At 60.7% G+C, this 12,177-nt stretch carries 12 protein-coding genes; 8 read left to right on the top strand and 4 right to left on the bottom strand.

From position 1 onward, the window contains the following. Positions 1-6 precede the first annotated feature (6 nt). Genes ACR0JF_RS04035 through upp form a run of 5 tightly spaced genes read left to right on the top strand, consistent with a single transcriptional unit; the run spans position 7 to position 4,531 of the window. Complete coding sequence (locus ACR0JF_RS04035) at positions 7-399, top strand: cytidine deaminase (RefSeq protein WP_170465629.1); 393 nt, start codon at positions 7-9, stop codon at positions 397-399. A 4-nt stretch (positions 400-403) separates the two neighbouring features. Beyond that, complete coding sequence (locus ACR0JF_RS04030) at positions 404-1,711, top strand: thymidine phosphorylase (RefSeq protein WP_170660288.1); 1,308 nt, start codon at positions 404-406, stop codon at positions 1,709-1,711. Further along, positions 1,708-2,919, top strand: coding sequence for a phosphopentomutase (locus ACR0JF_RS04025; RefSeq protein WP_170660287.1), 1,212 nt, complete (start codon positions 1,708-1,710; stop codon positions 2,917-2,919). The genes ACR0JF_RS04030 and ACR0JF_RS04025 overlap by 4 nt, the downstream gene beginning before the upstream one ends. After that, on the top strand, positions 2,916-3,902 hold the full coding sequence (locus tag ACR0JF_RS04020; RefSeq protein ID WP_170660286.1) for an adenosine deaminase: 987 nt from the start codon (positions 2,916-2,918) through the stop codon (positions 3,900-3,902). Before ACR0JF_RS04025 ends, ACR0JF_RS04020 begins: the two co-directional genes overlap by 4 nt. Beyond that, positions 3,899-4,531 (top strand): uracil phosphoribosyltransferase, encoded by a 633-nt coding sequence (gene upp, locus ACR0JF_RS04015; RefSeq protein WP_170374268.1) that lies wholly within the window; start codon positions 3,899-3,901, stop codon positions 4,529-4,531. The genes ACR0JF_RS04020 and upp overlap by 4 nt, the downstream gene beginning before the upstream one ends. A gap of 6 nt (positions 4,532-4,537) precedes the next feature. Here upp and ACR0JF_RS04010 read toward each other — a convergent pair whose 3' ends face one another. Next, entirely contained in the window at positions 4,538-5,551 is a 1,014-nt protein-coding gene (locus ACR0JF_RS04010; protein WP_170660285.1) for a hypothetical protein, read from the bottom strand. 136 nt (positions 5,552-5,687) lie between these two features. Here ACR0JF_RS04010 and ACR0JF_RS04005 point away from each other — a divergent pair, with 136 nt between their 5' ends. The 3 genes from ACR0JF_RS04005 to ACR0JF_RS03995 all read left to right on the top strand — a co-directional run bounded on the left by ACR0JF_RS04005 (position 5,688) and on the right by ACR0JF_RS03995 (position 8,230). After that, positions 5,688-6,623 carry a DMT family transporter gene (locus ACR0JF_RS04005; RefSeq protein WP_170660284.1) on the top strand — a complete coding sequence of 312 codons (936 nt, stop codon included), beginning with the start codon at positions 5,688-5,690 and terminating at the stop codon, positions 6,621-6,623. Next, positions 6,620-7,282, top strand: coding sequence for a sulfotransferase family 2 domain-containing protein (locus tag ACR0JF_RS04000; RefSeq protein WP_170660283.1), 663 nt, complete (start codon positions 6,620-6,622; stop codon positions 7,280-7,282). The genes ACR0JF_RS04005 and ACR0JF_RS04000 overlap by 4 nt, the downstream gene beginning before the upstream one ends. Before the next feature lie 162 nt (positions 7,283-7,444). Continuing rightward, positions 7,445-8,230 (top strand): Hint domain-containing protein, encoded by a 786-nt coding sequence (locus tag ACR0JF_RS03995; RefSeq protein ID WP_480668894.1) that lies wholly within the window; start codon positions 7,445-7,447, stop codon positions 8,228-8,230. A gap of 42 nt (positions 8,231-8,272) precedes the next feature. Here the strand turns inward: ACR0JF_RS03995 and ACR0JF_RS03990 are convergent, their stop codons facing one another. From ACR0JF_RS03990 to ACR0JF_RS03980, 3 genes are read right to left on the bottom strand one after another with little or no spacing between them, the layout of a single operon-like run. Continuing rightward, positions 8,273-10,474: a 3-hydroxyacyl-CoA dehydrogenase NAD-binding domain-containing protein gene (locus ACR0JF_RS03990; RefSeq protein WP_170660282.1), complete on the bottom strand. Its 2,202-nt coding sequence runs from the start codon at positions 10,472-10,474 to the stop codon at positions 8,273-8,275. After that, positions 10,467-10,955, bottom strand: a complete 489-nt coding sequence (locus ACR0JF_RS03985; RefSeq protein WP_170660281.1) for a cupin domain-containing protein — start codon at positions 10,953-10,955, stop codon at positions 10,467-10,469. Before ACR0JF_RS03985 ends, ACR0JF_RS03990 begins: the two co-directional genes overlap by 8 nt. Beyond that, positions 10,955-12,166, bottom strand: a complete 1,212-nt coding sequence (locus tag ACR0JF_RS03980) for an acetyl-CoA C-acetyltransferase (protein WP_170465656.1) — start codon at positions 12,164-12,166, stop codon at positions 10,955-10,957. Before ACR0JF_RS03980 ends, ACR0JF_RS03985 begins: the two co-directional genes overlap by 1 nt. Between the last annotated feature and the right edge of the window lie 11 nt (positions 12,167-12,177).

Below are 12,177 nucleotides of genomic sequence, written 5' to 3'. Positions count from 1 at the left end.
ATCGCCATGTCGCTTAAAGATGCCGCCTTGAAGGTCCGCGAAAACGCCCATGCGCCTTATTCGAACTTCAAGGTGGGCGCGGCGATTCTGTCGGGATCAGGGACGCTCTATGTTGGATGCAACGTTGAGAACGTGGCCTATCCCGAAGGCACTTGTGCCGAGGCGGGCGCAATTGCCGCCATGGTCGCCTCGGGCGAGACCGAGCTGGCCGAGGTCTATGTCGTTGCCCAAAGCCCGCAGCCAGTGCCGCCTTGTGGTGGCTGCCGTCAGAAACTGGCCGAGTTTGGCGCGCGGGATGTGAAGGTCACCTTGGCGACAACCGACGGCGCCGAGTTGGAAACCACGATCGGACAGCTTTTGCCCGGCGCATTTGACGCCTCGCACATGCAGGACAGCTGACCGCATGGATGCCCGTTCGATAATCGTGAAATTGCGCCGCAGCGAAGTGCCCACCGGGCCAGAGCTTGCATGGTTCGCCCAAGGCCTAGCCGATGGCAACGTCAGTGACGCGCAGGCTGGGGCCTTTGCGATGGCCGTCTGCATGGGCGGGCTGGGCGCGCAGGGTCGTGCCGACCTGACCGTTGCAATGCGAGACAGCGGCGATGTGCTGCGCTGGGATCTGGATGGCCCGGTGATCGACAAACACTCCACGGGCGGTGTTGGCGATTGCGTCAGCCTGATCTTGGCTCCGGCTCTGGCTGAATGTGGGGCCTATGTGCCCATGATCTCGGGCCGTGGCTTGGGCCACACAGGCGGGACGCTGGACAAGCTTGAGGCGATTCCGGGCGTCACCACTCAGATCGGGCAGGAGCGTCTGACGCAGGTATTGCGCGACACAGGGGCCGCTATTGTCGGCGCGACGGGGCAGATCGCGCCTGCGGACAAGCGTCTCTATGCGGTGCGGGATGTGACGGCGACGGTGGAAAGCCTCGATCTGATCACGGCCTCGATCCTGTCCAAGAAACTGGCGGTAAGTCCTGATGCGCTGGTGCTGGATGTTAAAACCGGTAGCGGTGCGTTCATGAAGACCATTCAAGACGCGCACGAGCTAGCTCAGGCGCTGACCGCAACTGCTAACGCTGCCGGCTGCCGAACCTCGGCCGTTATTACCGATATGAACCAACCACTCGCCTCGGCGCTGGGCAACGCGTTGGAGGTGGCCGAGGTCATGAAGGTTCTGACCGAAGGGGGCGCGTCTCCTCTGGCCGAAATCTCTGCCGAGTTGGGTGGGGTGTTGCTGGCGGATGCGGGTATATCTGAAACGATGGATCAGGGCCGCGCCAAAATTGCGGAGATTATCCGGGATGGCCGCGCCGCAGAACGGTTTGGTCGGATGATGGCCGCCGTTGGAGGCCCAGTGCAATTTGTTGATACGTGGTCAAGGTTCCTGCCCGAAGCCAGCGTGATCACCGAGGTGGCAGCCTCGCGTGACGGATACGTCACGGCCATTGACGGCGAAGCTTTGGGGCTGGCCGTGGTGGCGCTTGGCGGAGGGCGTCACGTGGAAAGCGATGTGATCGACCCGGCGGTGGGTTTGTCAAACATGGTACGGCTAGGCGAGCGGATCACCAAAGGCGCGCCATTGGCCGCTGTTCACGCGGCCCGTGAGGACGCGGCGGCTCAGGCGACCCAGAGCGTATTGGCGGCGTTAACGATCGGAGATACTCCGGTTGCCGTGCCCGATCTGGTGCATGAGAGGATCACTGCATGAGCCGCACCTTTCTCGTCGTGATGGATTCGGTCGGTATCGGCGGAGCACCTGATGCAGGCACGTTCTTCAACGGGGAGGTGCCTGACACCGGGGCCAACACCCTGGCCCACATCGCGCAAGCCTGCGCCGATGGGCGGGCTGAGGACGGGCGCAGCGGCCCGCTTGCGCTGCCTCATCTCGATGCGCTGGGATTGGGTGCTGCGACGCGTTTGGCTTCGGGCGACACAACGCCGGGGTTGGCGGCTCAACCGACTGGCCTGTGGGGATGCGCGCGCGAACTGTCGCCGGGCAAGGATACGCCTTCGGGACACTGGGAACTGGCGGGGCTGCCGGTGCCGTGGGACTGGTACTATTTTCCCGACACACAGCCCGCGTTTCCTCCCGATCTGAGCCAAGCAGCAGCGCAAGCTGCAGGGACCGAAGGTATTCTGGGCAAATGCCACGCATCCGGAACAGCCATCATTGCCGAGCTGGGGGCCGAGCATATGCGCACCGGCTGGCCGATCTGCTACACGTCCGCCGACAGCGTGTTCCAGATCGCAGCGCATGAGGAGAGCTTTGGCCTCGATCACCTGCTTGCGATGTGCCGAACACTCGCGCCGCGTTTGCATGAGATGAAAGTGGGCCGTGTAATCGCGCGCCCCTTCGTCGGCTCGTCTGACGCGGGGTTCACCCGCACAACGAACCGCAAGGACTTTGCCATCTTGCCGCCCGCGCCGGTGCTGACGAACTGGGTTCAGGACTCAGGCCGCCGCGTGCACGCCGTTGGCAAAATCGGAGACATCTTTTCGATGCAGGGCATCGACACGCTGCGCAAAGGCTCCGATGCCGAATTGATGGTGCACCTGTCTGACCTGGTGGATCAGGCCGAGGATGGCAGCCTGACCTTTGCAAATTTCGTCGAGTTCGACAGCCTCTACGGTCATCGTCGCGATATCAGCGGCTACGCCCGTGCGCTGGAATGGTTTGACCGGGAAATCGGAGCCATCCTACCCAGGTTGCGCCAGGATGACATGCTGGTATTGACGGCAGATCATGGCAATGACCCCAGTTGGATCGGTACCGACCACACGCGCGAGCAAGTGCCGGTTTTGGTGGCCGGAAAGGGGTCAGGCCAACTTGGACAGATCCATTTCGCCGATGTTGCCGCCAGCATCGCCCATCACCTGAACATACCAGCGCAAGGACCGGGAAAGAGCTTTTTATGAGTGTCGCAGACCTTCCGAAAATCGAATTGCACCTGCACCATGAGGGTGCCGCGCCGCCCGCATTCATCCGGCAGTTGGCGCATGAAAAACGCATCGATCTGAGCGGTATCTTCAAGCCCGATGGCAGCTATGACTTCCGCGACTTCGCCCATTTCCTCAGCGTCTATGAGGCCGCGTGCGAGGTCCTCAAATCGCCCGAGGATTTCCGCCGTCTGACCTTGGCAATCCTTGAGGAAAGCGCCGCCAATGGGGTGGTGTATTCCGAGACCTTCCTCAGCCCCGATTTTTGCGGCGGTGGCGATCTGCACGCGTGGCGCGACTATCTGAACGCCATTCAAGATGCCGCCGATGAGGCCGAGCGCAAGTTCGACATTACTCTGCGCGGCGTGGTCACCTGTGTCCGCCATTTCGGCCTGGATCAGGCCAAGATCAGCGCCCGGTGCGCCGCGGAAACCGCAGGCGCTTGGATCACCGGTTTCGGTATGGGCGGAAACGAATCCATCGGCACTCAGGGCGACTTCAAATGGGCCTTCGATTGCGCCCGCGAGGCCGGTTTGCGCCTGACCACTCACGCAGGTGAGTTCGGCGGCCCAGAAAGTGTGCGCGACGCGGTCCGTGACTTGGGTGTTGAACGTCTCGGCCACGGCGTTCGCGCCATTGAAGACCCCGATCTCGTGCATGAATTGGTCGACCGGGACGTCACGCTTGAAGTCTGTCCGGGATCAAACGTGGTTCTGGGTCTCTACCCCGAATTTGCAGCGCATCCGATTGCGCGGTTGCGCGACGCCGGGGCGAAAGTCACCGTTTCCACGGATGATCCGCCATTTTTCCATACCACAATGCGGCGTGAATATGAGATGTTGCAGGCAGCCTTTGATTGGGGTGCCGAAGACTTTGCAGCCCTGAATGAAACGGCCCTGAACGCCGCCTTTTGCGATGAAGACACCCGAGCGCGGGTCAAGAAAAGACTGGAGAACACATGAGCGAACACCTGACCGTCGTTGACCACCCGCTGGTGCAGCACAAACTGACGCTCATGCGGGACAAGGGGACCTCGACCGCCGAATTCCGTCAGTTGCTGCGGGAAATCACGCTGTTGCTGGCCTATGAGGTGACCCGCGAGCTTAAGCTGACCACCCGCCATATCGAAACTCCGATGGAGGAGATGGACGCGCCCATTCTCGCCGGTAAGAAACTGGCGCTGGTCTCGATCCTGCGCGCCGGGAACGGGATGCTGGACGGGGTGCTGGAGCTGATCCCGTCGGCCCGTGTCGGGTTTGTGGGGCTGTACCGCGACGAAGAAACGCTGAAGCCGGTTCAGTATTACTTCAAAGCGCCAGAGGGCCTGAAAGACCGGCTGGTTATCGCCGTGGATCCGATGCTGGCCACCGGCAACAGCTCGGCTGCAGCCATTGATCTGCTGAAAGAAGCGGGCGCGACCGAGATCCTGTTCCTCTGCCTGCTGGCGGCACCAGAAGGGGTTGCCCGCATGAAAGAGGCCCACCCGGACGTGCATATCGTCACTGCCGCGCTGGATCGCGAGCTGAACTCGAAAGGTTACATCATGCCCGGTCTCGGCGATGCCGGCGACCGTATGTTTGGCACCAAATAAGCCTGATCACTCGCTGCAGATGTTTTGAAGCTGGACCCAATCGCGGTCCGGCAACACCTGTTCCAACGTGCGCCCGGCCATTGGGTCGGCCTCGATCAGGCCAAGAACCGTTTCCCCTGTCACATCCCGCGCATAGGCATATGGGGTCGAGGGCAGGGCGGCCTGTGCAAAAACCGCCAGCAGTGCCTCATCTGTCAGAGAAGGACGGGGTTCAGACAGGACTTGCTCGGTATAGCTGTCGACGATCTCGGGCGTCAGGCCCCCGGTCGTCAGCAGGCGAAAGGCCGAGGAGGCGCCGGTTCTGTCCAGAACATCATCCAACGGGTCTTGAGCATCGATACGGGCGCGCTCGGCGATGACATAGCCGGCGGCCACAGCTGGGTCTTCATGATCCTCGACCAAGGCCCGGTTCAACAAGACCGTCCCGCCCGGCAGGCTGAGGCTGTCCTGCACCCCGGCGGGAAGGACGATGATCTGCCGCACGCCCGTGCGCTTGGCCAGACGATCCAAGGAGGCCTGCGCATCGCGTGAGGCACAGGCTCGTCCCGAAACCCGCTCGATTCGTTTCAGAATCTCGTCGCCGATGTCCTGCCGTTTCACCTCGGGCACGACCGAGACCACGTGTTTTTGCAGGGCCCCGGGCAACCAGAGCAGCAACACCGCCAGAACAGCGGCGACGACGCCCGCGACGCTAAACCAGCGCAACCGACCGGGATGCGGGCGCGAGCGGTCGATGGCGCGTTGTAGCCGGTCGATGGCCTCAAGCATGGTCTTTTCGCTTTCGGCCAGTTCCAGCGTTTCATCCGGGTCGCCGTCGGGATTGAAAATCGCGGGGAAATCGCCCGGATTCTGCCGCTCCAACGCGGCCAGAGACCAGTGCGTCAGTGCCCGGTCATTGAAATCCGAAATCGTCAGGGTCGCTTCACCAATCGAGACCACAACCTCGCGCCGCTGTTCATCGGGCGAGGAGCGCCACAGACCGGTGGCTTCGATCCGCTGGTACTGTTTCAGGGCCGTCATCTGGATTGGGCTGCTCGTGTTTTTCTTTTGCCAAAGCATAGCATGTGGAAATCGCGGGGCGCAAACCTGTTGCGCAGGCTTTCAGAAATATGCTGGATGGCACAAGCGCTGTTGCGCATCTAACCCGAGGCAGGACATGCAGCCAGGCAAAGAAACGCTCCCCTTTTTGGCCTCAGTGCTGATGGTCTCGGCAATGGCCATTCTTGGTGTGATCGACAACGTGGTGATCCTGCTGGCCGAAACCATTGGGCTGTGGCAGTTCCATCTCAGTCGTGCTGTTTTGATGTTGCCTCTGATCATCGGGCTGTCCCTGTTGGGTTTGGGAAGTCTGAGGCCAAAACGGCTGCGATTTGTCTTGCTGCGCAGCATTCTGATAGCGACGGGCATGCTGTTCTATTTCGCCTCACTCGCCTTGATGCCGATTGCTCAGGCCTTGGCGGGCTTGTTCACCTCACCGATGTTTGTGCTGTTGATCTCGGCGCTTGGGCTGAAACAGGTCATTGGACCATGGCGCATCGGCGCGGTTCTTCTGGGGTTCGTGGGCATCTTGTGCGTGTTGCAACCCAACCCGACCGAGTTCGATGTCAGGACCTTTTTGCCGGTTGTCGGAGGGTTCTTCTACGCGCTCAGCGTGATCGTCACGCGGACCTATTGCTCGGATGAAAGCACGGTCGCCCTTCTGGCAAACAACATGCTGGTTCTGGGCGTTGCCGGGGCCATCGGCTTGATCGTTTTCACGGCCTTTCCGGCGTCCGGACCCGATGGTCCCGAAGGTTTTGTGACCCGTGGTCTGGTCCTCGATATGCACGCTGCTTTGCCATGGGTTGCGGTTCAGGCCGTCGGGTCCACTGTGGCCGTCTTCATGATGATCAAGGCCTATCAGGTCGGGGAACCCTCATTCGTTGCAGTGTTCGAATATTCGATCATGATCTTCGGGCCACTGTTCGCCTGGGTCGCCCTTGGACAGACGATCGGAGTGATGCAGATCTTTGGCATCGGCCTGATCGCAACAGCCGGCGCGGTTCTGGGCTGGAGAGCCAGGCGCGCGGCCCCCGAGCAGGAGGTCGCATGATCATCTCTCGCGGCCGCCGCTACGTGTTTGTGCACATGCCCAAGACGGGGGGAACCTCACTAGCCTTGGCGCTGGAGCAGCGGGCCATGAAGGATGACATCCTGTTGGGAGACACGCCTAAGGCCCTGAAACGGCGGCGCCGCGCCAAGGAACTGACCGCGCGGGGGAGGCTGCACAAGCACGCGACGCTTGCGGATATAGACGGGTTGTTGCCGGATGGTGAGCTTGAGCGGATGTTTGCCTTCACGCTGGTCCGCAACCCGTGGGATCGCATGGTCAGCTACTATCACTGGCTACGTTCTCAGAGCTTCGCGCATGAGGCCGTCACCCTGTCGCAGCAATTGGAGTTCGAGCCTTTTGTCCTGCACCCAAACATCCGTCGTTCATTTCAGGATCATCCGGCGCGGCGCTACATGACCCGCGCGGATGGGGTCGAACAGTGCCAGCTATTCCTACGGTTGGAACAGTTCGAACAGGACGCGCAACCTCTGTTTCGCCATCTGGAGTTTGAGGTGGAATTGCCCCATATCAACCCCTCGGAGCGGCAGGCAGACTATCGGGCATACTATTCCGACAGATCCGCCCAATCCGTGGCAGAATCCTGCGCTGAAGACATCGAGAGATTCGGCTACGCTTTTGACGTGACTTCCAGCCTATAGTTTCCGATCGGTCGATAAACCCACTCCTGCACTGCTTTCTGTCGCGAAAAACCCCTCGTTTTAACCCAAATTGGGCGTAAATACGGCCAAACTAAGACGGAAAACCGCTGCATCTGCTATCTCTTGAGATGTGAGTATTTGTGCCAAAAGGGGGTTCGGCACGTGTTGGAAGTAGTGAGTTTTTCGGATGTTTCCGAGTATCATGACGATGCGGATCTGCCAGTTGCGCTGGACGCAGTGTCATCGCGCAGAGGAGGGTTCCTGCACGGAACCAAAATCGCGACCACTAGTGGATGGAAGCTGATCGAACGTATCGCCGCTGGCGATCTGGTTCGAACGCTGGATCACGGTTTCAAGGAGGTCCGCAGGGTCTCGACCAGTTGGGTCAATATCCCGGCAGGCGAGAGGCGATCAGCCCATCTACCGGTCTTTGTGCCTGCGCGGGCGGCCTATAACGGGCGCGCGGTTTGGTTGATGCCGGAACAGGGTGTCGCGCTGGATCGCGGCAAACTGGACCTGACGGATCAAGGTGTAACGGTGGTGCCTGCTCGGGTTCTTGATGGGGCCTGTCGGTTGTCCTCGCAGTCGCCGGGATCGTCGTTCGAGGTCACGACCCTGTTCTTCGATCAGGATGAGGTGATCTATATCGAGGGTGGCTTGCAGGCCTATTGCCCTTCGGGGCGCTTCAGCCGCACGTCTGGTCAAGCAAAAGAGTATGCGGTGGCTGACGAAGAGGCTGCGACTGCATTGGTCGGTGCGCTCGCTGCAAGTGGTGAGATTTCGGCACTGGCGAACCCATTGGGCGCTTTGCCTGCTCCGATCCCGACGGATCCGATTTTCCCGATCCGCCCCGCGGCGGGTATTCGTAGGCCCGGACGCCCGGGTCGACCAAGTGCGCCGGTTCTGTTTCTCCGGCCTGAATGGCAAACCGCTCCGGCTGTTCAGTAAGGAAGACGCAGGCGCAAGGGGAGTTGCGCCTGCGTCGTTGTTTTAAGCGGCTTTGGCGTCCGGGTTGAACCGGCCGTAGAAGCTCTGACCTTTTTCAGCCATTTCACGCAGCAGGGGCGGGCAGGCGAAACGCTCGCCATAGGCCTCGGCCAGTTGATCGCAACGTTCGGCTGCGTAGGGCGTGCCGATGATGTCCAACCAGCTGAGCGGACCACCGGACCAAGGCGCAAAGCCCCAACCCAAAATCGCGCCCACGTCACCTTCTCGGATGTCTTCCAGAACACCTTCTTCCAGCGCACGGACGGCTTCCAGAACCTGTGCGAACATCAGACGTTCCTGCACTTCGATCAGTTCAGGTTGCTCGGCGACCAGCGGGTACTTGTCCTGCAGACCCTTCCAATATTCGACGCGCTTGCCCTTTTCGTCATAGTCGAAGAAACCAGCATTGGCCTTGCGACCCAGACGGCCCTGTTCCTCCATCCAAAAGATCAGATCGTCCGAGGGGCTTTCTGGATAGGCATTGCCCATCGCCGCCTTGGTCGCCCGTGCAATCTTGGCACCCAGATCAATCGAGGTTTCATCGGTCAGCTGGATCGGTCCCACCGGGAAGCCCAGCTGACGCGCCGCGTTGTCGATCAGGATCGGGCTGACGCCCTCGGTGATCATGCGCGCGCCTTCGTTGATATAGGGGATGATGCAGCGGTTGGCGTAGAAGAAGCGCGCATCGTTGACCACGATTGGCGTCTTCCGGATCTGGCGCACATAGTCCAGAGCCTTGGCGACGGCGCGATCACCAGTTTCCTTGCCTTTGATGATCTCGACCAGGAACATCTTCTCAACGGGTGAGAAGAAGTGGATGCCAATGAACTGCTCGGGCCGGACGGAGGCTTTTGCCAGATCGGTGATCGGGAGGGTCGAGGTGTTAGAGGCAAAGATGCAATCCTCGGGGATGATCGCCTCGACCTTTTTGGTCATATCGGCTTTCACACCGGGGTCTTCGAACACGGCTTCGATAATCAAATCGCAGCCTTTCAGATGCTCTAGATCAGGGGTCGCGGTGATGCGGGCCAGCAGGGCCTCTTTCTTCTCAGCCGTGGCTTTGCCGCGCTTGATACCCTTGTCCATGTAGCTTTCGGAATAGGCCTTGCCCTTTTCGGCGGCAGCCTGATCACGGTCGACCAGAACAACCTCCATCCCGGCCTGCGCCGAGACCAGAGCGATACCGGCGCCCATCATGCCAGCGCCCAGAACGCCGACCTTTTTAACGCGCTGATCGGCCACATCTTTGGGGCGAACCGCGCCTTTCTCCAAGGCTTCCTTGTTCAGGAACAGCGACCGGATCATGGCCGACGAGGACGGGTTCATCAGGACGTTGGTGAACCAACGCGCCTCGATCTTCAGGGCGGTGTCAAAGTCGACCAGCGCACCTTCGTAGATTGAGCTCAGCAGAGCCTTTGCCGCCGGGAAGGCGCCTTGGGTCTTGCCGTTCACCATTGCGTTGGCGCCGACGAATGTCATGAAGCCAGCTGGGTGGTAGGGCGCGCCTCCGGGCATTTTGTAACCCTTCGCGTCCCAAGGCTTGACCAGATCGGCGTCCTTGGCGTTCAGAACCCATTCTTTGGCTGCTGCGACCGGATCGTCCGAAACATCGTCGATCAGCTGAGCGCCTTTGGCTTTCTTCGGGTCCATCATCTTGCCTTCAAGCAGGACAGGGGCCGCCGCCATCGCACCAACGATACGGCTATAGCGCATGGTGCCGCCACCGCCGGGGAAGATGCCCAGCAGAATCTCGGGGAGGCCGATCTTGGCCTTGGCGTTCGAGGTCATGACACGGTGATGACAAGCCAGTGCGATCTCGGTCCCGATCCCGGCGCAGGTGCCGTTGATGGCACAAGCGATCGGTTTGCCGCCCTTCTTCGTCTTGGGGTCCATGCCCGCCAGTTCCAACTTGCGCAGGATGTGGTGGCCGCCCATGACGAAGTCGAACAGCGCCTGCGCCGGTTCATCACCGGCCTCCTGACGGATGGTGGCCAGCGTGTTCAGGTCCATGCCACCGGCGAAGGAGCCTTCCTTGCCCGAGGTAATAACGATCCCTTTGATCTCATCATCGCTCAGGGCCTGATCGATCAGCTGGCTGACCTCCTGAAAGGCTTCGCGGGTCAGAACGTTCATGGATTTGCCCTGTGCGTCCCAGGTGACAAACGCGACGCCGTCTGCGTCTTTGGTCAGAGTGAAATCAGTCATTGTCATCTCCAATCTGGTCAGCCGTCAGTGGGCTGCCGTCTTTCCGGGTGAAAGAGAATCCGTTCTCATCATCCTTCACCATCATGTCTATGTCGCTGTAATAGCCGGTCTCGGTCGGGGTCCGAGTGCCCACTACCAGAAAGGTTGCGGGCGCATCGGTCTTGTTCACAAGGTGATGGCCGTTGGCCTCACCTGCAGGCCAAGCGGCGCAGTCACCGGGCAGCATCTCATATTCACCATCGTCATCGATCAGCACGCATTTGCCGCTGAGCATAATGGCAAACTCGTCCTGCTCCATGTGGTAATGGCGCAGCGAGGACAAAGCCTGCGGTTCAAGCCGTACGATGTTGACCCCGAACTGCGTCAGCCCACCTGCATCTCCGACGCCCTGGTTGAAGCGGCCTCCGACCGCCTCGGCCAGTTTGCCGGGATAGGATGAGCCACCCTTGAACGGGATCTGAGAGAGATCCAGCTTGGGCATCAGACCCGCTCGATAATGGTTGCTGCACCCATGCCGGACGCAATGCAGAGCGTGGCGAGACCGGTCTCCTTGTCCTGACGCTCCAGCTCATCCAGCAGTGTGCCGATGATCATCGCGCCAGTTGCGCCCAGCGGGTGACCCATCGCGATCGAGCCGCCGTTGACGTTTACCAGCGCCGGATCGACGTCGAACGCCTGCTGGAAGCGCAGCACAACCGAGGCGAAGGCTTCGTTCACTTCGAACAGGTCCAGATCGCTGATCTTCATGCCGTTGTCGGCAAGGATCTTCTCGGTCACCGGAACCGGGCCGGTCAGCATGATGGTCGGGTCGGTGCCGATCTTCGCAGTTGCTTTGATGCGGGCGCGCGGCTTGAGGCCGTATTTCTCACCGAATTCCTTGTTGCCGATCAGAACAGCGGCTGAGCCGTCAACGATGCCCGAGCTGTTGCCCGCGTGGTGGATGTGGTTGATCCGCTCCAGATGCGGGTATTTCAGCATCGCGACTTTGTCGAAGCCGGGCATTTGCTCACCCATCATCTGGAAGGACGGGTTCAACGCGCCGAGGCTCTGCATGTCGGTACCGGGGCGCATGTATTCGTCGCGGTCCAGAATGGTCAGGCCGTTCTGGTCCTTGATGGTGATGACCGACTTCTCAAACCGGTTGTCTTCCCAAGCCTCTGCCGCGCGTTTTTGAGACTCTACGGCCAGTGCGTCGGCGTCGTCACGGCTGAACCCATACTCGGTCGCGATGATGTCGGCCGAGATGCCCTGCGGTACGAAATAGGTGTCCATCGCCAGCGTCGGGTCTACGGCAATCGCCGCACCGTCGCTGCCCATGGCCACGCGGCCCATCATCTCAACACCGCCAGCGATATAAGCCTCACCCGCGCCGCCTTTGACCTGGTTTGCGGCCAGGTTCACGGCTTCCATGCCCGAGGCGCAGAAGCGGTTGATCGCCAGACCGGGGATCGACTGGTCGAGGTCCGAGGCCAGAACCGCCGAGCGCGCCAGACAGCCGCCTTGCTCCATCACCTGCGTAACGTTGCCCCAGATCACGTCCTCAACGGCGTGACCTTCGAGGTTGTTGCGTTCCTTGATCGCGTTCAGGGTCAAGGCGGACAGGCGCACCGAGGTTACCTCGTGCAGGCTGCCATCCTTACGGCCCTTGCCGCGCGGAGTGCGCAGGGCGTCATAAATGTAAGCTTCGGTCATGGGTCTTCTCC

Source organism: Ruegeria sp. BG11, from assembly GCF_056538565.1.
Note: the sequence above shows the minus strand (reverse complement) of the source record. Positions and strands in the feature narration are given on the sequence as shown.

Bases quoted from the DNA above. Each gene is read 5' to 3' on its own strand.
- ACR0JF_RS04035 (WP_170465629.1), top strand. From the start codon at position 7: ATGTCGCTTAAAGATGCCGCCTTGAAGGTCCGCGAAAACGCCCATGCG.
- ACR0JF_RS04030 (WP_170660288.1), top strand. From the start codon at position 404: ATGGATGCCCGTTCGATAATCGTGAAATTGCGCCGCAGCGAAGTGCCC.
- ACR0JF_RS04025 (WP_170660287.1), top strand. From the start codon at position 1,708: ATGAGCCGCACCTTTCTCGTCGTGATGGATTCGGTCGGTATCGGCGGA.
- ACR0JF_RS04020 (WP_170660286.1), top strand. From the start codon at position 2,916: ATGAGTGTCGCAGACCTTCCGAAAATCGAATTGCACCTGCACCATGAG.
- upp (WP_170374268.1), top strand. From the start codon at position 3,899: ATGAGCGAACACCTGACCGTCGTTGACCACCCGCTGGTGCAGCACAAA.
- ACR0JF_RS04010 (WP_170660285.1), bottom strand. From the start codon at position 5,551: ATGACGGCCCTGAAACAGTACCAGCGGATCGAAGCCACCGGTCTGTGG.
- ACR0JF_RS04005 (WP_170660284.1), top strand. From the start codon at position 5,688: ATGCAGCCAGGCAAAGAAACGCTCCCCTTTTTGGCCTCAGTGCTGATG.
- ACR0JF_RS04000 (WP_170660283.1), top strand. From the start codon at position 6,620: ATGATCATCTCTCGCGGCCGCCGCTACGTGTTTGTGCACATGCCCAAG.
- ACR0JF_RS03990 (WP_170660282.1), bottom strand. From the start codon at position 10,474: ATGACTGATTTCACTCTGACCAAAGACGCAGACGGCGTCGCGTTTGTC.
- ACR0JF_RS03985 (WP_170660281.1), bottom strand. From the start codon at position 10,955: ATGCCCAAGCTGGATCTCTCTCAGATCCCGTTCAAGGGTGGCTCATCC.
- ACR0JF_RS03980 (WP_170465656.1), bottom strand. From the start codon at position 12,166: ATGACCGAAGCTTACATTTATGACGCCCTGCGCACTCCGCGCGGCAAG.